General features: G+C 51.8%; 24 protein-coding genes and 3 pseudogenes. 25 read left to right on the top strand and 2 right to left on the bottom strand.

The genetic code is table 11. The features are described from left to right. Positions 1–9 precede the first annotated feature (9 nt). The 12 genes and pseudogenes from PCH05_RS03840 (at position 10) to PCH05_RS27150 (ending at position 7,067) form a co-directional block, all read left to right on the top strand. Entirely contained in the window at positions 10–615 is a 606-nt protein-coding gene (locus PCH05_RS03840) for a histidine phosphatase family protein (protein ID WP_127600812.1), read from the top strand. A 16-nt stretch (positions 616–631) separates the two neighbouring features. Continuing rightward, positions 632–1,798, top strand: coding sequence for a purple acid phosphatase family protein (locus PCH05_RS03835; RefSeq protein ID WP_127600810.1), 1,167 nt, complete (start codon positions 632–634; stop codon positions 1,796–1,798). A gap of 53 nt (positions 1,799–1,851) precedes the next feature. Beyond that, a complete protein-coding gene (locus PCH05_RS03830; protein ID WP_164766529.1) occupies positions 1,852–2,421 on the top strand; it encodes a hypothetical protein in 570 nt (189 codons plus the stop codon). Positions 2,422–2,562: 141 nt separating this feature from the next. Further along, positions 2,563–2,946 carry a DUF1801 domain-containing protein gene (locus PCH05_RS03825; RefSeq protein ID WP_127600881.1) on the top strand — a complete coding sequence of 128 codons (384 nt, stop codon included), beginning with the start codon at positions 2,563–2,565 and terminating at the stop codon, positions 2,944–2,946. Positions 2,947–3,053: 107 nt separating this feature from the next. Beyond that, the gene (locus PCH05_RS03820) at positions 3,054–3,386 is read left to right on the top strand and encodes an HIT domain-containing protein (RefSeq protein WP_164766528.1); all 333 of its coding nucleotides are present in this window, start codon (positions 3,054–3,056) and stop codon (positions 3,384–3,386) included. 90 nt (positions 3,387–3,476) lie between these two features. Next, positions 3,477–4,010, top strand: a complete 534-nt coding sequence (locus PCH05_RS03815) for a hypothetical protein (RefSeq protein ID WP_127600807.1) — start codon at positions 3,477–3,479, stop codon at positions 4,008–4,010. A gap of 150 nt (positions 4,011–4,160) precedes the next feature. Next, positions 4,161–4,811 (top strand): phosphotransferase family protein, encoded by a 651-nt coding sequence (locus PCH05_RS03810; RefSeq protein ID WP_307719502.1) that lies wholly within the window; start codon positions 4,161–4,163, stop codon positions 4,809–4,811. Between the two features lie 41 nt (positions 4,812–4,852). Then, positions 4,853–5,026, top strand: a pseudogene (locus PCH05_RS27155) (N-acetyltransferase); the annotation flags it as partial. Between the two features lie 54 nt (positions 5,027–5,080). After that, complete coding sequence (locus PCH05_RS03805) at positions 5,081–5,620, top strand: DinB family protein (RefSeq protein ID WP_127600805.1); 540 nt, start codon at positions 5,081–5,083, stop codon at positions 5,618–5,620. 44 nt (positions 5,621–5,664) lie between these two features. Continuing rightward, positions 5,665–5,982 carry a hypothetical protein gene (locus PCH05_RS03800; RefSeq protein ID WP_164766526.1) on the top strand — a complete coding sequence of 106 codons (318 nt, stop codon included), beginning with the start codon at positions 5,665–5,667 and terminating at the stop codon, positions 5,980–5,982. Between the two features lie 147 nt (positions 5,983–6,129). Beyond that, positions 6,130–6,918, top strand: coding sequence for a class I SAM-dependent methyltransferase (locus PCH05_RS03795; protein WP_127600801.1), 789 nt, complete (start codon positions 6,130–6,132; stop codon positions 6,916–6,918). Between the two features lie 2 nt (positions 6,919–6,920). Then, complete coding sequence (locus PCH05_RS27150) at positions 6,921–7,067, top strand: hypothetical protein (protein ID WP_164766525.1); 147 nt, start codon at positions 6,921–6,923, stop codon at positions 7,065–7,067. Positions 7,068–7,198: 131 nt separating this feature from the next. Here PCH05_RS27150 and PCH05_RS03790 read toward each other — a convergent pair whose 3' ends face one another. Continuing rightward, entirely contained in the window at positions 7,199–7,555 is a 357-nt protein-coding gene (locus tag PCH05_RS03790) for a hypothetical protein (protein WP_127600798.1), read from the bottom strand. Between the two features lie 142 nt (positions 7,556–7,697). On the opposite strand from PCH05_RS03790, the gene PCH05_RS03785 reads away from it, so the two are divergent. The 10 genes and pseudogenes from PCH05_RS03785 (at position 7,698) to PCH05_RS03740 (ending at position 16,201) form a co-directional block, all read left to right on the top strand. Continuing rightward, a complete protein-coding gene (locus tag PCH05_RS03785) occupies positions 7,698–8,351 on the top strand; it encodes a hypothetical protein (protein ID WP_127600796.1) in 654 nt (217 codons plus the stop codon). Continuing rightward, positions 8,348–8,860 carry a GNAT family N-acetyltransferase gene (locus PCH05_RS03780; protein WP_127600794.1) on the top strand — a complete coding sequence of 171 codons (513 nt, stop codon included), beginning with the start codon at positions 8,348–8,350 and terminating at the stop codon, positions 8,858–8,860. Before PCH05_RS03785 ends, PCH05_RS03780 begins: the two co-directional genes overlap by 4 nt. 78 nt (positions 8,861–8,938) lie before the next feature. After that, positions 8,939–9,742 (top strand): annotated as a pseudogene (locus PCH05_RS03775) (inositol monophosphatase family protein). A gap of 15 nt (positions 9,743–9,757) precedes the next feature. Further along, positions 9,758–10,332: pseudogene (locus tag PCH05_RS03770) on the top strand (AAA family ATPase). Positions 10,333–10,358: 26 nt separating this feature from the next. Further along, positions 10,359–11,099: a DUF4184 family protein gene (locus tag PCH05_RS03765; RefSeq protein ID WP_164766524.1), complete on the top strand. Its 741-nt coding sequence runs from the start codon at positions 10,359–10,361 to the stop codon at positions 11,097–11,099. A gap of 29 nt (positions 11,100–11,128) precedes the next feature. Beyond that, complete coding sequence (locus tag PCH05_RS03760) at positions 11,129–12,031, top strand: hypothetical protein (protein WP_127600790.1); 903 nt, start codon at positions 11,129–11,131, stop codon at positions 12,029–12,031. A gap of 2 nt (positions 12,032–12,033) precedes the next feature. Then, positions 12,034–12,276 (top strand): hypothetical protein, encoded by a 243-nt coding sequence (locus tag PCH05_RS03755; protein ID WP_127600788.1) that lies wholly within the window; start codon positions 12,034–12,036, stop codon positions 12,274–12,276. 387 nt (positions 12,277–12,663) lie between these two features. Next, positions 12,664–13,626 carry an ABC transporter permease gene (locus PCH05_RS03750; RefSeq protein ID WP_127600787.1) on the top strand — a complete coding sequence of 321 codons (963 nt, stop codon included), beginning with the start codon at positions 12,664–12,666 and terminating at the stop codon, positions 13,624–13,626. 15 nt (positions 13,627–13,641) lie between these two features. Then, entirely contained in the window at positions 13,642–14,550 is a 909-nt protein-coding gene (locus PCH05_RS03745; RefSeq protein ID WP_127600786.1) for a carbohydrate ABC transporter permease, read from the top strand. Positions 14,551–14,587: 37 nt separating this feature from the next. Then, complete coding sequence (locus PCH05_RS03740; protein ID WP_127600785.1) at positions 14,588–16,201, top strand: type 2 periplasmic-binding domain-containing protein; 1,614 nt, start codon at positions 14,588–14,590, stop codon at positions 16,199–16,201. Positions 16,202–16,298: 97 nt separating this feature from the next. On the opposite strand, the gene PCH05_RS03735 is transcribed toward PCH05_RS03740, so the two are convergent. Continuing rightward, complete coding sequence (locus PCH05_RS03735; protein ID WP_127600784.1) at positions 16,299–18,590, bottom strand: helix-turn-helix domain-containing protein; 2,292 nt, start codon at positions 18,588–18,590, stop codon at positions 16,299–16,301. 203 nt (positions 18,591–18,793) lie between these two features. Here PCH05_RS03735 and PCH05_RS03730 point away from each other — a divergent pair, with 203 nt between their 5' ends. The 3 genes from PCH05_RS03730 (at position 18,794) to PCH05_RS03720 (ending at position 23,086) form a co-directional block, all read left to right on the top strand. Next, positions 18,794–20,179, top strand: a complete 1,386-nt coding sequence (locus PCH05_RS03730) for an alpha-L-fucosidase (RefSeq protein WP_127600783.1) — start codon at positions 18,794–18,796, stop codon at positions 20,177–20,179. A gap of 158 nt (positions 20,180–20,337) precedes the next feature. Beyond that, the gene (locus PCH05_RS03725) at positions 20,338–21,624 is read left to right on the top strand and encodes an alpha-L-fucosidase (RefSeq protein ID WP_127600782.1); all 1,287 of its coding nucleotides are present in this window, start codon (positions 20,338–20,340) and stop codon (positions 21,622–21,624) included. A 142-nt stretch (positions 21,625–21,766) separates the two neighbouring features. Then, entirely contained in the window at positions 21,767–23,086 is a 1,320-nt protein-coding gene (locus tag PCH05_RS03720; protein WP_127600781.1) for a glycoside hydrolase family 125 protein, read from the top strand. The last annotated feature ends 59 nt before the right edge of the window (positions 23,087–23,145 follow it).

Below are 23,145 nucleotides of genomic sequence, written 5' to 3'. Positions count from 1 at the left end.
AGGAAATCCATGAGTACCATGTTCTATCTGGTCAGACATGCGATCAAAGCAAAAGCGGCGGGGGATGTTTCGATTACTCCCCAAGGCGTGCTGCAAGCGGAAGCGACGGCGCTGCGGTTGACGGGTTTACCGATCACAGCTATCTTTGCGAGTCCCCTTCAGAGGGCGCAAGAAACCGCGAAGGTGATCGCGGCACAAACGAAAGCTTCCTTGACGGTGGAGCATCGGTTGCGGGAGCGCGCCAATTGGGGGGATTTGCCGGGACAATCCTTTGACGAATTCGCCTGGATGTGGGAACGAAGCACCCGTGATCCGGATTATATTCCACCTGTAGGGGATACCGCCAAACAGGCCGGCTTTAGATTAGCTGGCTTCATGGCCGAGCTGGCCGGGTCATTCCCGCAGGGAAGCCATCTGGTGCTGGTAACCCATGGGGGGCTGATAACTGATTTTCTGGTGAATGTGCTTTCGGAACAGGAGCTGAACGCGTGGCATCCGACGTTCGTGGCCTCCCAAAGCGACCTGATCTCTGAGTGCTCGATTACTACACTGGGATATGACAGCGGAACATATCGGCTGGTGGATTTTGCGTCCATAGATCATCTGAAATGCTGAGCGAGGGGGAAAACGCATGCTGTGCCTGATCAAAGGGCCTTATTTGCAATGGCCGACCATGAATTCCATGACGGTGATGTGGGAAACGTCGGAGCCGTCTTCGTCAAGGGTAGAGGTATTGGCCGCGGAACGGATCCATAGCGGTTACCACGGAAATTACAAAAAGCCTGAACATGTGCTGTCGACCTTCGAGAATGACGGGGACTCCACGATTCATCAGGTAACGGTGGGCAATCTGGAGCCGGGGACGATCTACTTTTATAAAATCCATTCGGCAAATGCGCACGGCAGCATCGAATATGGACCTTATCCCATGAAGACCGCGGTACGGAGAGGCGAGCCGTTCTCTTTTACGGTGACGAGCGAAACGGGCGGGTTTAGCAGCTTCGATACATCGGACGGCCAAATCAATATCGGCATATTCAACCAAATGCACAGGTATCGCCCGGATCTTGCCCTGTTTATCGGAGATATCGTCCATGACGGGAACCAGTATGAGGATTGGGAAACGTATTTCTTCGGACCGGGTCAGCTGTTTCTGACGAGCACGCCATCCTACAGCTGTCTCGGGAATCATGAGGACGGCGGGTCCTGGTATTACGACTTTTTTGCGTTTAGCCCGCCCAAAAACTATTATTCGTTTGATTACGGCGACGTTCATTTTACCTGTTTGGACAGCACCGATTTTATTCCCAAGGAAAGCTATCCGCACAGCGCAGGACCGATGGGACCAGGTCAGGCTCAGATTGATTTTTTGATCCGTGATTTAGAGTCGGCTTCCGCAAGGTGGAAGATCGTCTATTTTCATTATCCGCCTTATGTATCCGGAGGGTATCAGGTTGAGGATTTGCGGCAGCTGTGCCCGATATTCGAGCAATATGGGGTCGATCTGGTTTTTAATTCGCATACGATCGTATATGAACGAAGCCATCCGCTCCGCGACGGAAAGGTCGATTACCAGGAGGGCATTGTCTATATCGTGGCGGGTGGCGCAGGGGCGATGCCGGAATGGCTGCTTCCAAAAAGAGAATGGCATACCGCGCAGTCCGTGGCCGTACCGCATTTGGTGCAGGTTGTGGCGACCACGGATCATTTGAAAATCAATGCTATCGACGCAGAGGGCAGATTATTTGACTCGATGATGATCCGGAAAGGGCCGGATGACATCAAGGCATTTTACTAGGTAACAATCCATGTTATGGAAGAGAGAGCAGTCCAAAGGGAAGGAGCATGTCTATGATTCAAGATCACAACTCCTGGCGTGTATGCCTGTCCGGCGATACCGACTTGAACTTTTTGATCTATACGGCGACGGCTTACGGGCTTTTTGACGAAAAAGACAGCGTTTGGCCGCCGGCTAGGCTGTTTGAGGTGTCGGCTGCGGTTGTAGATGAACTCAAAGTGCAATGGGCTTCCAGGTGGAATCAAACGATGGAATATAGGGCACACGGATCGCAAGGAGGATCGGTCTTTGTGCCGCCTTTCGAAAAGGTGGAGCAGCCCGAGCTGAGGGAAGCATTGATTCAAGCCTTCCCGTCGTTTATACGTTGGTGGCAAATGCCGGCAGGAGGACAAAACGCCATGTATGCATGGGAGGATAAACCCAACATTAGCAGCTATGTGCGGGAGCTGGAAACGGAGCTTGGGCGAGATCATCTTTCGTTCTGCTTGAACGTGGATCTGGTATATGGAGGCATTCGGGAGCCGATCGAGATTGGCGAAGAATATATGGTCATGCCGATCCGGGGGGAGTACATGTTGAATAAGGAATGGTGGAAGAAGAAGTTAGCAGCAAGAATCAGATGATGTCCAGGGCCACGCAGCGTCTGTACAAGAGGAAATAACAGATTAGGTAACCAGTACTCATGAAATCCTTGTCATCGAAAAAAGTAGGGAGGCGTTCAAGTGGCATACGAGCTCAAAACGAAAGAGACCGATCATAGCGTCATGGAGTTCATCGAAGAAGTGGATAGCCCCAAGAAACGTGAGGATGCCTACCAGCTGCTCGATATTTTTACGGAAACGACCGGATATCCGGCGAAAATGTGGGGGCCCAGCATTATCGGCTTCGGCTCCTATCATTACAAGTATGAATCCGGCCATGAAGGGGATGCACCGCTGGTTGGTTTTTCTCCGCGCAAGGCCAAGATCAGCTTGTATTTTGCGACAGGCGATACCGAGCGGGAGGCATTTTTGCAAGATTTCGGTAAACACACCGCCGGCAAAGCCTGCATATACATCAATAAAGTTGCAGATATCCGCGTGGATGTATTACAGAAGCTGATAACCCAGTCCGTCACGTTTTTGCAGAACAAATATCCGAAAGATTAATGACCATTCCACCGGAGGTATCTCATGGAACTTACTTAACGAGACCTTCTATCAATGTCTTCAGTAGAAGTAGGTTACAGGAACAGGGAATAGGGAGGTACATGATCATGACGCAGGATTTTTATTGCGATGAGGTTCTGAGCGGAAACACACAGGTCCGTAAGGTGATCGAAACGGAAACGGTACTGGCCTATCACCACACAAGGCCTTCCTACACGCATCATATCGTCGTTATTCCCAAGATTCATGTGCAATCTTTGATTTCGGAGGAAGCGGACAATAACGAAGCTTTATTGTTAGCATTAATGACTGTCATTAAAAGCGTGGCTGCTGACCTAACCCGTACAACCGGTTCTGCCAAGATCATCACAAACCTGGGGGAATATCAGGATTCCAAGCATCTCCACTGGCATGTGGTGAGCGGCGAGAAAATCAGATAAGAAGACGGGATAGGCATGGCTGCTTGCCTAGACGCCTCTTTCTTACAGAAAATCATCGGCAGCCAGAAAAATAGGGAGGCTTATCAGGAAATGAAACGGGAATCGGATACGGAAATAGAAAGGGCCGGTGAGAAGCGGCTCATTATTTTGAGTCTGCAGCCGCAGCCTTACGGGCTGATCATGCAGGGTATCAAAAAGCATGAATTCCGGCGGAAATTCCTGGACACTTCCGTGAATGCTTTTATTTATGTAAGCTCGCCGGTCAAAGCCATTAAGGCTTACATCGAATTTGATGCCCCGATCGTTGACGAGGTTGATCCGATTGGGCGCATTGCCGAACAGGAAGGCTCGGGCACTCTTTCAGGGATTACCGCCTATATGAAGGGATTGAAGACCGGATATGCCATCCCGATCAGATCCTTTAGGGAAATCGAGCCGCTGACGCTGGAAGAACTGACGAATACCTATCATTTTACGGCACCGCAGTCTTATATTTTTGCGGATTCCAGGCCGGAGCTCAAAGAAGAACTGCTGCGGAGACTACATATCGATGGAGAGGTTAGCGATGACAGACGCATATATTCGACGCATTCAAGAAGTATATCCGGAATTACCCATAGATGAGGTGGAGCCTAATGAGATCGGGCAGAACAACAATGTGCTGATCGTAAACCAATCCATCGTGTTCAGATTCCCCAAGCATGTGCAGGGCGTGGAGAAATTGAAGCGGGAAACGCAGCTGTTAAAGTTCATTCGCTGCCCGTCCCTGATCCCATGTATCATGCTTTTACAGAGATGGAAGTGGGAAGGGCATTTATGGGCTATCCCCTCATTGAAGGCTCTCCTTTTTGGAAGGAAGCCTATGTGCAAATGAAGGAGCAGAATGATGAAGATGCGATTGCTCTTCAATTGGTCACATTTTTAAATGAGCTCCACTCCATGGGTATAACTCCAACCGCAGGCGTTATTAAACCAGGCAAAGACGTTATTCAGATGATGAAGGAGCTCCTGCTCGATATCCAAAGCAAGCTGTTTCCATATATGCGGGTAGAGGCTCAGCGGCAAGTAACGGACAATTTTAACCGGTTTCTGCATGACCCTTTTAACCAGAGCTTGAAAATGACCCTCATCCATGGGGATTTTGGAGCGGGCAATATCATCTGGCATGCGGAGAAAAGCCGAATTGCCGGGATCATCGACTTTGGCGGCTCGGGGTTTGGTGATCCGGCATATGATTTTGCGGGAATTTTATCGAGCTACGGACAAGATTTTTTCGAGAAATGCATTGGTTTGTACCCCGGTGGCAGGAAAATTGCGGAACGAGTGTATTTTTACAGAAGCACCTTTGCTTTGCAGGAAGCTCTGCATGGAATAGTGCATCATGACGAGGAAGCGTTTGAAAATGGAATCAGGGAGTTCCGCTAACAAACGAATCCGGTCTGGAGGACAGGGCCTGCGGACAATGATTGCTGCAGGAAGCGGAAGCCGTCGCCAGAGGGAAAGAATGTACCTTCATCCAACTGAACACGTTCAGCTTTCAAGCGCCTGATTTCTATAGGAAAGCTGGATACGAAGTGATCGCCGTCATTGAAGACGCGCCTAAGGGACATCGCCGTTATTACTTTAAAAAGGATCTGTAGGTGCAGCTGAAACGATCCATTCGAGATCCAAACCATTGAAGTGGGGGGGACGAAATGTTAAACACGGACCAAATCTACCAGATTACCGATATTCCAGGCTATTCGCCTGAGGTCGGGCGTTTGCTGTCGATGATGAATTATGCACGGCATACAACGCTGCAAGCTGTCGAGGGGTTACAAAGACAGCAATTGGATCATTTGCTTGATCCGAAGAGCAACTCCATCGGCATGCTGCTGCTGCATTTCGCCGCGGTGGAATATGCATACCAGGTGGGTACGTTTGAAGGTCGGGAACTGAGTGAAGGGGAAATAGATAAATGGGGACCGGCGCTGAAACTGGGTGCAGAAGGGCGCGAGCACATCCAAGGACATGATCTTGCATATTATCTGAGTGTCTTGAGCGAAGTGAGAAATCGTAGCTTCGAATTATTTCAAACGGTGGATGACGAATGGCTGCATGTCGAAGAGCCCTTTTGGAATAACAAGTCGACCAACCGCTATTTCATGTGGTTCCACGTATTAGAGGACGAAATTAATCACCGGGGGCAGATCCGGTGGATCCGAAAGAGAGTGGGGGAGGAGGAACGCCCATAAAAAGGTACATCTTCCAGGCGCTTGTCTGTCTGCTCTGCTCCCCCTTGATTTTTGTTGCCATGTACTTGGATTATTACGATCAGTACGCCTTTTTCTATTTCATTGTCATCCTGTTCCCGCTTCTGTTTATCCGTAAACACGTATTTCTGATCCTGCTTTTTCTGCTGTCTTCCATCGGATCGAGCCTGCTCGTTCATATGTACATGCCGGCGGATACCGGTATCTTTTTCAAGCCATTTGGTCCAAATCTGACGGGGCTGGTGATTTTGGAAGCCTTTTTCTTTGGAGTGATCCAGGCCGTACTGCTGCTCTTTATCAATGTAGTCAAGCAATTTCTGAAGGGGCTGGCTTCAGATCGATAAGGAATGCTTTATCATCGAACTTCTCAATGTCAGGTATGGTCAGGGCGGTAAACACACAGTATTATTATCTTTTCGTCCCAACAGATAGGAGACTGGAAATACTGCCTGCTTAGGATTGGGATTCGAAGCTAAAGCGGAGGGATCCATTTGGAAAAGAACTCGAATATTGATTTTTACGACGGGCTTGCGACCTCCTACCATCTGATTTTTCATGACTGGGAGCGGTTGGTTACGTGGCAGGGTGAATTTTTTAATCAATTCATTCGTGCAAGGCTACCACATGCAGAGGGGAGCGCGATCAAGCTGCTGGATGCATCATGCGGCATCGGGACGCAGGCTCTGGGGCTAGCGCAGCATGACTTTCTCGTAACGGCTACGGATCTGAGTCCCAAATCGGTAGAAAGGGCAGCGCGTGAGGCGGAGAGATTAGGGGTTCAGCTCCATTGGGGCATTGCCGATTTTCGGACGCTGGGCCAGGATGTTCCCGGACGGTTTGAAGTGGTCTTATCGGCAGACAATGCAATTCCCCATCTGCTGACGGACGAAGATTTGCACCAGGCCTGCCGCCAATTATATTCGAAGCTGGAAGACAACGGTTTGCTGATCCTTTCGATAAGGGATTATGACCAGGAGATCATCATGAAGCAGTGCGCAACGGAACCCCGGGTGATGGATGGCGGGAAGCGCATCGCTTTTCAGGTCTGGGACTGGCACGAGGGCGGACATATCTATACTACGAATCAGTTTATCCTGCAGGAGACAAACGGGCATTGGGAGACGCACGTAAGCAAGACCGATTACCGGGCTCTGCTGAGAGCCGAACTCAGCGAAGCTTTGAACGGCGCAGAGTTTAAGAATATCCAGTGGCATATGCCTTCGGAGTCCGGTTATTATCAACCGATTGTGACGGCCGGGAAGCTCGGGGAGCAGGAATAAAGATGCCAAACTTGGCGGCGCAATGGGTCATTGACGGTAACATCGATGCGGAGTGGGACGGCTACCTGGCCCAGCTGAAGAAAAGCGGACTCGACGAGTTCCTGCAAATCTACCAGCAAACCTATGACCGGTTTCAATCTGTAAAATAAAGAAATCTATACGAGATAAAGGAGCTGCTCCGGGTACCGGGGCAGCCCTTCTTTGTTCCACAAATCCATAAAGGACATAGATCGTCCACGTTACCCATTGATGCATCAGATGCAGTTCGGGTTCGGAAACGTTAGGGGGACATCCAGACCAGGTAATAGGTTTTGTTCTCGATTGAATCCCTGTCCATGGCGGCATGAACCTCTCTTGTTATATATCCGATGGTTTTTCCCTGTATTAATAAAAAGAGGAGAGAATAAGCTAATTTGGGATCTGCTGTTTTATAGCCGTCATAGTTGTTTAGGATTTCAGAATAGATTTCACTGGATACGTATTCCTGTGCTTCGTACATGGACGATAAGTCTCTACCACCCTCATACCAGCGTATGGAGGGGGATTTGTGTTTATCAAAAATCAAATTATGATCTGTATTTGTAAATACCATTTCAAAGTAACTGTTCAATGGAGTCTCTTGTTCATCATTAGACATAGAGATCACCTCCCATATCTATTTTATTAAAAAATCGAATGATGATACACCTTCCCATATAATGTAATTATAGTAAACTATGAATAAGTCGTACACGCCAACCGAAACGCGTTATTTTAATGAGTGAACGGAGGTTATCGATATGCCTTGGCCAATGGTTCATTTTGCGGTCGCGGAAAGAGTGTCCTTGTCCAAACCCTCTCCGGAGTTTTTGCTCGGCAGCATTTCACCGGATGCCATTCATGCGCGAGATCCAGTCACCCGAGAGGAAAAGGGAGCGACCCATCTGATGAACGAAGGAGAGTTCCCGAGCGTCGACACGCTGAAAAAGAGCTGTCTGACCTTCCTGCACAAGGATAAGGATCCGGAATGGAAGGAGTTCGTGCTGGGGTATTTCGCGCATATCTATACGGATATTCGCTGGACCCATACGTTGTATGCCGATTTTGAAAAAGATTGCACCGGTGATGCGGACAGCATCCGGGCCATATATAATCAGGAAGTAAGCCAAGCGGAATTTCATCTGCTGCGTTCCGAGGCATGGGCCGGCTCGGCGCTGGCCAAATTGCAGCGGGCGCACGCTTTTGCCATGGAGCCCTTCGTCAAGCAGCATGAAGTCAGCGAGTACAGGGATATCAAATTGGCCTGGTTGTGGAATCACCGGAATGAACCGGGGATTCGCACGAAGTATTTTACGGAAGAAAAAGTGAAGCATTTTATCCGGCGCACTTCGAGCGAGCTGCTGGAATTATTCCGCGATTTAAAATTGACGCCGGGAGGAGTATTGCATAGATGATACGTATTCAAAATATTGTAGGGGAGCAAGCGGAGGCGTTTTGGAAGCTGAGACTGGAAGCTCTGAAATCCCATCCGGAAGCCTTTGGGTCATCCTATGAGGAGCAGGCGGATACGCCGATGAGCGAAGTGGAGCTCAAAATCAACAACCAACCGGATAATTATATCCTGGGCGCATTCTCGGAGGACAACAGGCTGCTGGGCATGGCCGGATTCCGTAGAGAGCAAGCCATGAAGGTCCGCCATAAAGGCATGGTCTGGGGCGTTTACGTATCTCCGGAGTGCCGGGGATTGGGGCTCGCGAAACAGCTGATGCAGGAAATCCTGCGCCGGGGCCGGGATATCGACGGGCTGCAGCAGATTCAGCTGGCGGTGGTGACGGCAAATCATACCGCATCAGCGCTCTATAAGAAATTGGGTTTTGTTTGCTACGGAATCGAGAAGGATGCGCTAATCGTTCAAGGACAGAGCTACGACGAGGAACTGATGACCTACTTTTTGAAATCATAGAGGAATGAATCAGGGAGTCCGGAGCCAGGAGTCGAAGAACCGCTTTGCGATCGAAAATCTAACATTTAGAGGTGCAGCATGGATCAGGTAATCATTCAAACCGCAAAGGAAATATCCACCCGCATCATCCGGCAGGCCGGGCAAATCGCCAGGGAGAAATTCGATGGTCTTGCCGATGTGCAGACCAAAGACGAATTCGGCGACGTCGTCACCGAGGTGGACCACCTCGCGGAAGCCGTTATTCTGAAGGAAATCCAAGCTGCTTTTCCGGATCACCGGATTCACAGCGAAGAAGCGGGGGACATCGGCGAAGACAGCGACTGGCTGTGGCTCATCGATCCGCTGGACGGAACGAATAATTTTGCGATCGGGCTGCCGGTCTTTTCCGTGTCCATTACGCTGATGTACCGCAAAGATCCCGTACTCGGCGTCGTATACGAGCCGCTCACGGACCGGATGTTCGTATCCGTGGCCGGAGAGGGAACGTACTGCAACGATAAGCCGGTTCATGTCCGCAGCAGCTCTAATTTCCTGCGGGGCAATGTCGGCTGGATTCAGGGCCATAAGGTGCAGAACGATCCGGCGGCAGTGAAGCTGCGGTAGTTCCTGGACTTGAAGTTTAAACGAATGATGCGGCTGTGGGCGCCGACTTTGCAGTGGTGCATGCTCGCCAAGGGCGATCTCGACGGCATCATTCTGTACAATTCCGAAGGAGATGATCTCTATTCCGGAATTTTGATGGTGATGGAGGCGGGGGGCGTCGTGATGGATTTTGACGGACGTCCGTTCGACGGCATGAGTGAGGAGCCCTATCTGATCGCCTGCCACCCGGAGCACCGGGAGCAGCTGCTGCAGCTGGTCAGCGAGGGAATGCGTTCATAGTCAGGAGGCGTGCAAGTGTATCACCGTATACATATTTTCGGAGCATCCGGCTCCGGGGCGACGACGCTGGGCCAGGAATTAAGGCGGCAGCTGCCGCATGTTCTTATGGATGGGGACGATTACTTCTGGATTGAGAAATATACCCGGCCGCGGGAGCCGAAGAAGCGGCTCGAGCTGCTCAAGGAAGACCTCAGCCGCTCTCCGCAGTGGATTCTTACGGGAGCGGTTTGCGGATGGGGAGACGAATTAAGAAGCGCTTTCGATCGGTTTGCGGATGGGGAGACGAATTAAGAAGCGCTTTCGATCTGATCGTTTTCTTGTACGTTCCTGAGGACGTACGCCTGATGCGGCTGCGGGAGCGGGAATATGAGCGGTATGGGGACAAGATTCTGCCCGGGGGCAGCATGCATGCGCAGTCCCAGACATTTCTGGAATGGGCGTCACGTTATGATGCCGCAGGCAGCGAGGTTAGAAGCCGGGTTCTGCATGAAGAATGGATGGCGCATACGGCTTGTCCGATTCTAAGACTCGAGGGCGAGCATACGGTCCAAGAAAGAGCGGAGATGATTCTAGGTGCTCTGCATTCATAAACTATAGCCATCCTAAGGAGAAGCCTATGCCATTTACGTTCGCACATCCGATCTATATCGCTCCGGCCCAAATCATCAAACCGAAGTATTTAAGCTTCACTGGGCTGGTATTGGGCAGCATGGCACCGGATTTCGAATACTTCATCGCACTGGAGCCGTATCAGCGGATCGGCCATACGCACTGGGGACTGCTGCTCGAAGCTTTTCCGCTCAGCGTCGTGATGATTTTGCTGCTGCAGATCGTTATGAGGTCCTTCGCGCTTCATCTGCCGTCTCTCTTTGATCTGGATGCTAGGGCATATGGACTGCTCAGGTCCTTCGATTACCGGCGTTTACGCAGCTGGATCGTATTTTTGGTGTCCGTGGCGATCGGTTTTTACAGCCATATTGTCCTTGATGCGTTTACGCATCAATCCGGTTATGCTGTTATGAGACTGCCGGCGCTGCAAAACCTATTGTGGGGTTTACCCGTCTATAAGTTGATGCAATATTTCCTGTCTATGTTCGGCGTTATGGCAGAACTGTTGATTATTTTACGGATCGTCTCGCAAGCTTCGGTCCCGGCAGGTTTTTTACGCATCCCTTTCAAGCGGAAGAGGCTCTATTGGATATGCGTGATCGCCGCTGTCGCGGGAGTAACTGCCGTGAAGCTGGCAGTCACGTCAAGCGCGAATACGTTAGGTATTGTGGTAGTGGCCCCGATATCCGGCCTGGTGCTGGGCATCGCCGCCGCAGGGGTCATTTTCTTGAAGGCATTGGACCCATAGGAAGATTAAGAAATAAAGGGGGTGATCCTATGAAGCGAAGCCTGCGCTTAATCATAGGCTGTACACTCATGGTATTGCTGGCATCATGCAATACACCCGTTTCTTCCACAGCTTCATACATCCAAGTCATCAGCAAAGAAACCGGGAAGAACAATGAACATGGGATCACCGTTAAAAATCCGTACGACAAGAATGGAGATCCATTCCAAATCACGATCGACGACGAGAAGCTGTGGAACCTGATCGAGGTGGACCGGATTTATTTTTCCGATTACGATTATCGGGACATTCACGGGAAAGTCACGCTGGGCAACATTCAACTTCCTTCCGAAGCGCCATCCCACAACGAGCAGGCGAACGAGGAGGCTCCGGATGCTGCCATTCGCGTATCCTCACCCGTGACGATCGCCAAAAGTACGCTGCCTGCACCGCGCTCGGACCAATCGCTAAGTCTGCAGCTGGTACAGGGCAGCTATAGCGAGGACTGGAATCCGGTGCCTCTCATGGGCAGAAATTGGACGGGAGCATTTGAACTCGTGCTGACCGGCAAGGATGGGAAGGTGATCGCACGCCAGCCGCTGCAGCCATTTTATGCGGATAAGCTGCAGTTTGGCGATTTCTTTGAATTCCGTTTTGGAGATTATAACGGCGACGGGAATCCCGACTTTACCCTGGGACAGTACGGCAGCAGCAACGGAAACGTGTATAAGCTGTTCACGATTCTGAAGGACGGCCGCATGGAGGAGCTGAAGGTGGAAGGCCAGAACGATCTATTCGTCAGCAGCGGTGACGGGCGGCGTTATTCCACGCCATTAAAGGTAACGGGCAGCGGGATGTTCCAAAAGTCCTTTTACGATCATGCGCAGGGTAAAACGGTCACGGATACGTACGTTTGGGACGGACAGAAATTCATGAAGAAAGGGTCCGAATAAGCATGACCGAGAGCTATACGTTTACCGAGTTTGCCACAGATTTGGACATCGGGCATGAGATCGAATTCTTTTACAACGATAAGAAATATGCGATCACTAGATCACGGAACGGGATCGTTTTTTCGGAATATAGCGGAAGGGATTGTATATATCAGACGGTCGATGAAGTGCTGAAGGACGTCTCCATATTGGGACAGAAGCTGGAAAATGTGTGGAGCGAGATTGTGATTCACAGTATTTTCTAGCGGGAAATGACATGGCCAGGGGAAGGGATTCCCTGGTCTTTTTTTGCGTTCATGAACGCTGACTCGAATCCCGAGACGCGTTTCTTTCCATCCGTATTGGGTTCGGAAATTAGCCGTTTCAAACGGATTGGTCATATTTGATGTGCTATGAAAGCCCTTACTTTTGAGCAAAAACTACATATTGTCAGCTTGTCATCCAGCGTTGTCAATCGGGCTCAAAGCCTTGCTGCATAAGGAATGGACAGTACCCCGGAAATGACATATTTACGGCATTTGAGGGAGTCATCTATCGTTAGGAATGTAAGCGCTAGCAAACCTGACGCAGTGTGGAACAGGGGGCTGGCCGGAATAACCCAAGACAATATAACAACAGGAAGGGGTGATCCTATGCAGGAATCGAAAACGGCCGTCACGGGCAGAGCGATGCTGAAACCGGGCAGGGCGGACAAAGGGTTGTGGAAAAGAATCGCGCAAAACTGGGAATTGTACATTTTCATTGCACCGGCGTTTTTCTACTTTCTGATCTTTTCCTACGGGCCGATGTACGGCATTCAAATCGCGTTCAAAAACTTCATTCCTACAAAAGGGATTACGGGAAGCCCGTGGGTCGGCTTCGATCATTTTGAACGTTTCTTCCATTCGTATTATTTTTGGGATTTGCTGTGGAACACGCTGAGCATCAGCTTGTATGAGCTCGCTATCGGGTTTCCGATCCCGATCATTTTGGCGCTTGCCTTCAACGAGGTCAGAAACGGCTTTTTCAAAAAGCTGGCCCAAACGGTTACGTATGCGCCACACTTCATCTCGGTCGTCGTTATGGCAGGCATGATTATTTCCTTCTTGTCTCCATCGACCGGATTCGTGATCCATATCATCGAAGCGCTCGGCTTCCAGGCGCCGGAGTTTCTGACCGATCCGAGATGGTTCAAAACGATGTATGTGTTATCGGGCGTATGGCAGAGCGCAGGCTGGGGCACGATCATTTATCTGGCTGCGCTGTCCGGCGTAGATCCGGGACTGCATGAGGCAGCGATTATCGACGGAGCTTCGAGATTCCAGCGCATCCGGCATATCAACATTCCGACGCTGATTCCGACGATGACCATCCTGCTGATCCTGAACATGGGCAGCTTGCTCGGCGTCGGCTTCGAAAAGATCCTGCTGCTGCAAAATCCGCTGAACATGAGCTCATCCGACGTCATATCCACGTTCGTGTACCGCTCCGGTCTCGTGGATGCCCAGTACAGCTTCTCGACGGCTATCGGTTTATTCAATTCGGTCATCAATGCGGTGCTGCTTGTCGTTGTCAATCAGGTCGTGCGCAGAACGAGCGAGAACAGTTTGTGGTAGAGAGGAGGGGCAGGAATGCTGTCAGGAGTCAAAGAAACGAAACGCGACAAAGTGTTTCTCATTTGCAATTACATTTACGTCTTCATCGCTTTTCTCATCGTCTTTTACCCGTTGGTGTACATGATCAGCGCATCGATCAGCAATCCGAAGTTCGTCGCTTCAGGCGAAATGTGGCTGCTGCCGAAGGGGATTACCTTTGACGGATATAAGCGGGTGTTCGAGAACTCAAGCATTTGGATCGGCTATGGGAACACCATTCTGTATACGGTGGTAGGTACAACCATCAACCTGTTGGTCACGCTGCCGGCGGCCTATGCGCTGAGCCGCAAGGACTTCGTTGGACGAAACTTTTTCATGGGGATGTTCATGGTCACGATGTTCTTCAGCGGCGGGCTGGTGCCTTCTTACCTGCTCGTGAAGCAGCTCGGCATGATCAATACGATGTGGGCCATCGTCATTCCTTCGGCGGCATCGATCTGGAACATTATCGTATCCCACACGTTTTTCCAGAGCTCGATTCCGAAAGAGCTGCAGGAGGCGGCGCAAATCGACGGGTGCACCAACATGCGCCTGTTCATTAAAATCATTCTCCCCCTCTCGATGCCGATCATCGCCGTCATGGCCTTGTTCTACGGCGTGGGGAACTGGAACAGCTACTTCTCGGCGCTTATTTATCTGAATGATTCGTTTAAATATCCGCTGCAGCTGGTGCTGCGCCAAATCCTGGTCCTCCAGGAGATGTCCGCCCAAGGCGGGGGCGTCATTGACGCATCCACCGCAGCCGCGATGAACAGCAAAGCGGAAATCGCCGCGCTCGTCAAATATGCGGTCATTATCGTCGCGACGCTTCCGGTAATTGTCATCTATCCGTTCTTGCAGCGCTATTTCGTTCAGGGTGTTATGATTGGTTCCGTAAAGGGCTGATCTTTGCCATAAACAACATAAAGGGGAGTTGTTCTTCATGAAAAAGTTACGCAAGGCATCATCCATTTTACTCTGTCTTACGCTGTCCGCGTCCCTGCTTGCGGCATGCGGCACCTCCAAAGAGGAGGGAGCATCCTCGGCGGCGGGCTCTTCTACGGCCGAAGGCGTGAAGAAGGACGGCTTTCCGATCGTGGACAAGCCGATTACCTTGAGTGTGATGTCACAGGACGCCGGGGTGGCCGACTGGAACAAGATGCCGGTGCTGCAAGAGATGGAAAAGCTGACGGGCATCAAGCTCACGTACCAGCTCTCGCCGATCGACAGCTTCGACACGAAGAAAAACCTGGTGTTTGCCAGCGGCGATTTGCCGGATATCTTTTACGGGGCGGATCTCAAGCCGGCGGAGCAGGTAACCTACGGCTCGCAGGGCGTGCTCATTCCACTGGAAAAATACATTGACGAAGGCTATGCGCCTAACATCAAAAGCATATTCGACGAGCATCCGGATATCCGCAAGTCGTTCACCACGCCGGACGGACATATCTATGCTCTTCCCAATATCGACCTTTCGGCGGTATGGTACCGCAGCCCGATGTGGTACAACGGCAAATTCCTGAAAGCGCTGAACATTAAAGAGCTGCCGAAAACGACGGAGGAGCTGTACACCTACTTGAAACGGGTGAAGGAAGAAGATCCGAACGGCAACGGCAAGCAGGACGAAATTCCGCTGACGTCCGTCAAGCTGGACGATCTGCGCATGTATTTCCTGGGCTTCTTCGGCATTTACGACGAAGAGATTTATGCTGACAAGGATGGCAAGGTGCATTACACGCCGCAGGAGGAAGGGTATAAAGCATACCTGACCTTCATGAACCGCCTCTGGAAAGACAACCTGCTGGACCATGAGACGTTCTCCCAAACGCCGGAGCAGAAGAAGGCGAAAGGGCAGAACAACCAGATCGCCGTGTTCAACGATTATTATCCGTACTTTACGTTGGGAGGCGAGCCAAGCGGGGATCATCCGCTCATGACGCCGGTCAAGAGCGAGATTCCGGGATCGCCTGTATACGGCAAGCATCCGGGCATTTCGGCGAACGGAACCTTCGCAATCACGAGCAAAAACCCGGCGCCGGAAGCGACGATGCGCTGGATCGACTACCAGTACGGCTATGACGGCGCGACGCTCTTCGCCCAAGGACCGGAGAATCTGCTGTGGAAATACACCAACAAAGAAACCCACGAGAAAGAATGGCTGCCTGTTCCGGGAGGGAAAGAGCGTGATGAATTCCGCGGCACGCTCACGCCAAACTATGGCATCCTGACGCCGGGCATGAATTCAAGCGAGCTTACGAAAGGCCTCAAAACCGATTTTGATGCCTGGATCGATAAAGAAAATGCGGAGAAGCTGACGCCGATCGGCAAAGCCCCGTTCCCGAACGTGTATCTGACGAACGAGGAACAAAGTGAAGCCACGGCATTGCTGTCCGACCTGAAAACCTACGTGAAACAAATGGAAGGCAAATTCATCACCGGCCAAGAGCCGATGTCGAATTGGGACAAGTATGCGGATCAGCTCAAGAAAATGGGAAGCAACCGCATCGTAGAGGTGTACCAGGGCGCCTATGACCGCTGGAATGCGGAGAAAAAATAAAGCTGCTTAAGCAGGACAGGCCACGTTTGGATGACGCTTTTCCGAAAAAAGAAGCCAACATGTCCCGGCCGGAGGGCCGGATGTTGGCTTTCCATTTTTATTCGTCCTCGGTGTCTTCCGCGGAGCCGCCGCCCTCCGCGAACATTTTGCGGTATTGGCCTGGCGTGCAGCCGGTTTCCTTCTTGAATTTGCGGATAAAGTTGGGCGTATCCACATAACCGACCTTCAGGATGATGTCCTTAAGCGGGTCGGTGGTGGTTTTCAGTTGGTGCATGACCTCGCCCATTCTCTTTTGCCAAATGTATTGAATGAAGTTCAGGCCCATTTTTTCTTTGAAAGAGCGGCTGACATGAGATGGCGAGATGCCGAATTCAAAGGCCACCGACTCCAGGCTTAAGCTGTTATCGGTATAATGTGCGTCAATATAAGCAACGATCCGGTCAATGACTGACTGCTCTTCCTGCTGGTTGTCCTGTTCGTCCTGGCTGCATATCTGGGAGGCAAGATCCAGCAAGCTGCGCTCGAACTCGTCGAGTGTGCCGCCGTACATCATGTTCGGCGCAATCTGCTGCATCAGGCTGTGATTGCCAAGCTCGGACGCGGCTTTGAGGATCGTATTGAGCAGGTCAAAGCAGATGCACCGGGTGAGCAGGGCGGACAGATCGGAGGATTGCAGGCTTTGGATCGCCGAACGGATCATCTGCGCCGCGACGTCATAGCTGCCCTGCTTTAAGCTTTGCGACAGCTTCAGGAGCGTACTGCCCGGAATCCAGAATGCAGGATCGGCCGTGGTTGACAGCTTCTCGAAATAGTTAATGGTTCCCTGTTCGCCGGAGATGCGCAGCTCAATGGCCGAGCAGGCCTCGATAAAGGATTGGTTCAGCTGATCCGGGCTTGTGTAGCAGGTACCGACACCGATGACGGGAACGACATCGAATGTTTCGAGCAAGGTCGTTCTTACAGCCTCCGCAATTTGCTGCATATGCGAGAATGCGTCCGGCCGGCCGCCGAGGCTGAAGCTGATGATGAGGCCAAGCTGGTCCAGCTGAGGCATCTCAACGCCGTATCCATGGGCGTCCAGTTCCGGGAACTCGATCTGGGCGAGCATGGCAATGATATGCTGGCGTTCCTGCAGGTCGCTCTGTTCATCCGTGTCCCAGCCGATGACCATCACGAAATGATGGGAACGGTCAAACTGAAGATCGAAGGCCTCTTGCAGCTCCGGCGTAAGGCTTTGAGTACTTCCGTATTTGAGCATCATGGACAGAAAATGATTGCGGGCAAAAGGTTCCTGTAGGTCGATTCGCGAACTGTACTCTTGCAGGGCCGACCGAATACGGTCAAGCTCATTGCCTGCAGGCTCCAGCCTTTGGCTCTGCTCCTTCGCACCCGACTTGGAGGACGCGAATTCGACAAGCATCGAGATCGGCTGATACTGCATCCGCGCCAATACAAGGGCGATGGCTGCCCCGACGAGCACGATGATGATGAACAGCATGATGATCAGACTCCGCACATGCAGAACGCTGCTGAAGAACTGGGCGGTTGGCATGACCGTTACGTAAGTCCAGCCGTTGTTTTCCGATTTCACGGATACGATGGAATGTGCTTTGCCGCTGAGGCTCCGGTCGTGTATGCCGGGGGCCAGATTATTAAAGAGCGACTTCGCTTCGGCATTCGTTAACGCTTCGCCCTGCCGGTTGTCGACCAAGATATGACCGTCGTTATCCAGGATGTACGTCATGCCATGGTAATTGCCGAGGACAGAGTCGATCAGGCTGGTCAGCTCCGATTCCTTGATCAGCACCATAACTGTGCCATGCGGCGTCGGGCTGTTCGGCGTGATAGGAATCAGGTAGGCCAGCATGGATTCTTGCATCCCGGAAGGGTTGCTGACCGTATCGGACGGGTGCATCGTAGGAAAACGGACGGCGTTCAAGTCCTGGATCAAGGAGTCCTTCTTCCAGTTTTGAAAGCGGACGTTGTCCGTAAACACGCCGATATCGTTCAATCCTTTGCTGGAGTAGATCTTGTCGTCTTTATGAAAATACAAGTAAATCTCGCCGATGATGGAGCTGGTAGATTTATATTGATCCAGCGCCTGAATGGCTTCGCCGCTGTATATCGGGTCATGCACGCGGTACGGCGTGAGCCTTTTATCGTAGGAGATGCGGGACGCGATTTCGCTAAGCTCCTTCATCCGGCCGTCAATCGTAACCTTGGTTTGCGTCAATTGGGCGAGGCGGGATTGTTCGATTTCCGATTTGAGATTCGTGACGGCGCTTTCATAAATGAAAATCGTCATCAGCACGAGCGGGATGAGCAGGATGAACAAATAGGACCAGATATATTTTAAGAAGAGCTTCGATTTAAAGTAGTTAAGTTTCAAGTGACTCTGCCCCCTATTCGGTTCTTATGTTAATTTCATGATAACAACATAACAGCCGTTTGGACATAGACAGCAAGTTCGAATTTGACGAAACGCATGCGGGAATTCGTCGGAAAGACCCGGATTTGTGCATAGATATAGGCCTGTTTTCCTTATATTTGGCAAACGGGGCGTTAAAACGAGAGACGATACGGAGGGATCACATGAGCGAGAAAAAGCTCCTTGAGGATGAAGACGTAGTAGAGCAGGGGGTGCACAATTACAGCAGCGAGGACCAATGGGTCAAGCCCGAAGATCCGCTGCTGCTGGAGCGCCTGGAATGGTTCAAGGACCAGAAGCTGGGCCTGATGATGCACTGGGGGCCGTATTCGCAGCTGGGACTCGTCGAATCCTGGGCATTAAGCGATGTCGACGAGGAATGGTCCCGCAATGAAATCGACTGGGATATCGATGCGGAGGAGCTGAAACGGGAGTATTTTGACCTGAACAAGACGTTCAATCCGCTCCGCTTTCAGCCGGAGCTCTGGGCAGAGCTCGCCGCGGACAACGGTTTCAAGTACTTGAATTTCACGACCAAGCATCATGACGGCTTCTGCATGTGGGATACCCGCACGACCGACTACCGGATCACGGGGCCGGACTGTCCGTTCCATACGCATAAATATGCCGACATCACGAAGCAGCTGTTCAACGCTTTCCGTGCAAAGGGTCTGGGCATCTCTGCGTACTTCTCCAAAGCGGACTGGCATACGCCTTATTATTGGGCGCCGGGCATGAAGCCCGGTACGACCACATCACGGGGACCGACTTATGATCCGAAGGAATATCCGTGGCTGTGGGAGCAGTTCGTCCAGTTTACGCATGAGCAGATTATGGAGCTGATGACGAATTACGGGCGGATTGACGTGCTGTGGCTGGATGCGGGCTGGGTAAACGATTACCGGGATCAGAATATCCGCCTCGGGGAAGCGGTCGAGAAAGCCCGCAAAATTCAGCCGTGGCTGCTTTCGGCGGACCGCACAGTGGGCGGGCCCTACGAGAACCTGATCACGCCCGAACAGACGCTGCCGGAGCGGGCGCTGCAGGTGCCGTGGGAGAGCTGCATCACAATGGGTTCGGCGTTCTCTTTCCGCTATGAGGATCACTATAAATCGGTCCGTCAGCTCATTCATCTGCTGGTCGAAATCGTGGCCAAGGGCGGCAACCTGGCGCTGAACGTCGGTCCTCAGCCGGACGGCAGAATATCCCGGACTGCCATTTCCCGCATCCAGGGCATGGGGGCTTGGCTGAAGGTGCATGGCGAAGCGATTTACGGGACGCGGATCTGCGAGCCCTGCTCGGCCGGACAGGTTCATTTTACCCGTAAAGACGATACGGTCTATGCATTCCGTTTGTATGAAAACGAGCTGGAGGCGGTACAGAAGGAGATTCATCTACCGATGCAGGAAGCGGTTAGCCGGGTTGACCTGGTCGGAGGTCAGGAAGGCTTGGAATACCGCGTTACGGAGAACGGTATCACCGTCCGTCTGCCGGATGCGGAGCTTCATCCGCCCGAAGCGCCGATCGCGCATGTTTTCCGGCTAACCTAAACCTAGAGAAGGGGACGGAACCGTTCTGAAGAAGCGTCAGCGTTCGCCTTTCTGGAGACAACAGCGATCGGAAGTACGATCCGTAACCGGAGCGGCCTTAATTACGCATGAAAGATTGCCCTATATTACAGCAGATACAGAAAGGTGTGTGGGAAGCTATGCAGAAATGGTTCGAGGAAGCGAAGCTGGGCATTTTCATCCATTACGGCATTTATGCGGTCGATGGAGTGGCGGAATCCTGGTCTTTCTACAACGGGAGAATCCCGTATGAGGAATACATGAAACAGCTGGACGGCTTTACGGCGTCCAAGTACGACGCGGACTACTGGGCGGATCTGATCGAGAAATCCGGTGCCAGATACGCCGTGCTGACAACCAAGCATCATGACGGCGTGGCGCTGTGGGACACGCAGTACAGTGATTTGAACGTCGTGAAGAAGACACCGGCCAAGCGGGACCTGATCAAGGAATATGCCGAAGCGATCACAAAAAGGGGCATCCGGCTCGGCATGTATTACTCGCTCATCGACTGGTCGCATCCGGATTACCCTAGCGTGTATGAGGGCGGCCGAGTGCCGGAGGATTTAAGCCAGGTTAACCCGTATTCGAGTCCCGTGGACGGCGTACAGGACGAAGAGAAATGGCGGACATTCCTGCAGTTCAACAACGATCAGCTGAAGGAGATCCTGACGAATTACGGCAAAGTGGATCTGCTCTGGTTCGACGGGGATTGGGAGCGCAGCGCCGAGCAGTGGAATCTGCCGGAGTTCAAGCATTATCTGCAATCCTTCAATCCGGACCTGATCATCAACTCCAGGCTTCAAGGACACGGGGATTACAAGACGCCTGAACAGGGCATTCCGATCACCCGGCTGGAAGGACCATGGGAATTCTGCACCACCATTAACTCTTCCTGGGGATATGTAGAGGCGGACGATCAGTATAAAACATTGAATCAGATCATCCGCATGTTCTGCGACTGCATTTCCATGGGAGGCAACATGCTGCTCGACATCGGGCCTCGGGAGGACGGAACGATCGATCCGCGGCAGGAGGATATTTTGCTCGGACTCGGCGAGTGGATCCGCACGCATGAAGAAGCGGTGTATGGGACAGAGGAAGGGATTATGACCCGGTATTACCTGGGAGGCAGCACGATATCCAAAGACCGGAAGACGCTGTATCTGTTTGTATACGATGACCCCAAGGAGAACGTATGCCTCAAGGGATTATGCAATCCGATCCGGAAAATCACGGTGCTCCACTCGGGCAAGGAGCTGACGCATGAAATTCACGGCGGCGTTCCTTGGTTCAACATTCCGGGCACGACCTGGATTCACATGACCGCCGCGGATACGCATGAGCAGGTGACGGTGCTGAAGCTGGAATTCGACGAGGAACTGGACATGTACGGCGGCTCGGGGGCGGTCGTCACGCATAATTAATTCATATCCTTCTTCATATAGGAGACAAGGGGATGCAATGTATCCGCTTCCCCCAATCTTGGATGGACAATCGCTACTTCCGCTGGCATGATGGAGTAGTCTACACCAACAATATATGAATGAACTTAAAGGAGATTGAACCATGGAACAATTCAGATTGCCTAAAATCAAGATGAGCGACATAGAGCTTCCGAAGGCTGTAGCGGATGTACTGAAGGAAGCGGAGGAGAAGCTGGCGCATCGGCCGAAGCTGCTGCAGCTGTTCAAAAACTGCTTCCCGAATACGCTGGAGACGACCACGAAACTGATGGAAGACGGCACGACCTTCGTCATTACGGGAGATATTCCGGCCTCGTGGCTGCGGGACTCCGTGGAGCAGGTCATGCATTACGTACCGCTCGCCAAGGACGATGCCGATTTGCAGCGCATCCTTTCCGGCCTGATTAAACGGCATATTCAATACATACATATTGACCCGTATGCCAACGCGTTTAACGAGTCGGCCAATGATTGGCACTGGAACAAGGCGGATCTGACCGATATGTCGCCGTGGGTGTGGGAGCGCAAGTTCGAGATCGATTCGCTCTGTTTCCCGATGCGCCTGGCTTACGCGTACTGGAAAGAGACCGGCTTGACGGATATTTTCGACGCGAATTTTAAGTCGGCAATGAGACGGATTTACGAAGTGTTCAAGACCGAGCAGCGTCACTTCGAGCTGTCGCCGTACCGCTTCGAGCGGGATAACGGCATCCGCCAGGATACGCTGGCCAATGACGGCCTGGGCATGCCGGTCAATTACACGGGCATGGTATGGTCGGGCTTCCGCTCCAGCGACGATGCCTGCGATTTCCACTATAACATTCCGGGGAACATGTTCGCCGTGGTCGTGCTCCGGCATATGCAGGAGTTTGCGGAGTGGGTATTCCGCGACACGGATTTCCTCAAAGAGCTCAAGAAGCTTGAAGCCGACATCGATCACGGCATCCGCTTATACGGCATTTTCCGCCATCCGGAGTTCGGTCCGATCTATGCCTACGAAACGGACGGTTTCGGCAACTACTGCTTGATGGATGACGCGGGGACGCCTGGACTGATGTCCATTCCGTATCTCGGTTACGTGACGGCGGATGATGAGGTATACCAGAACACGAGAAGATTCGCGCTATCGAAGGAGAATCCGTTCTATTTCGAAGGGACGGCTGCGAAAGGAATCGGCAGCCCGCATACGCCGGACGGTTTCATCTGGCATATGGCATTGTCCATGCAGGGCATCACGGCAGCGACGAAGGAAGAGAAGCTGGAGATGATCGCGATGCTGGAGGCGACGGATGCGGACACCGGCTACATGCATGAAGGCTTCCATGCAGATGATCCGGCCAACTTTACGCGTTCCTGGTTTGCCTGGTCCAACAGCTTGTTCTCGCAGCTGGTGTATCAAGCCATGAAAGACGGAATTTTGTAAGCCGAAGCTGTCATAAGATGAATGATTAGGGAATAACGCCAAAATTCAAGGATGTCCGG

Source organism: Paenibacillus chibensis (genome assembly GCF_004001045.1).
GTDB lineage: Bacteria > Bacillota > Bacilli > Paenibacillales > Paenibacillaceae > Paenibacillus_AQ > Paenibacillus_AQ chibensis.
This window is presented reverse-complemented; position numbering and strand designations above follow the sequence as displayed.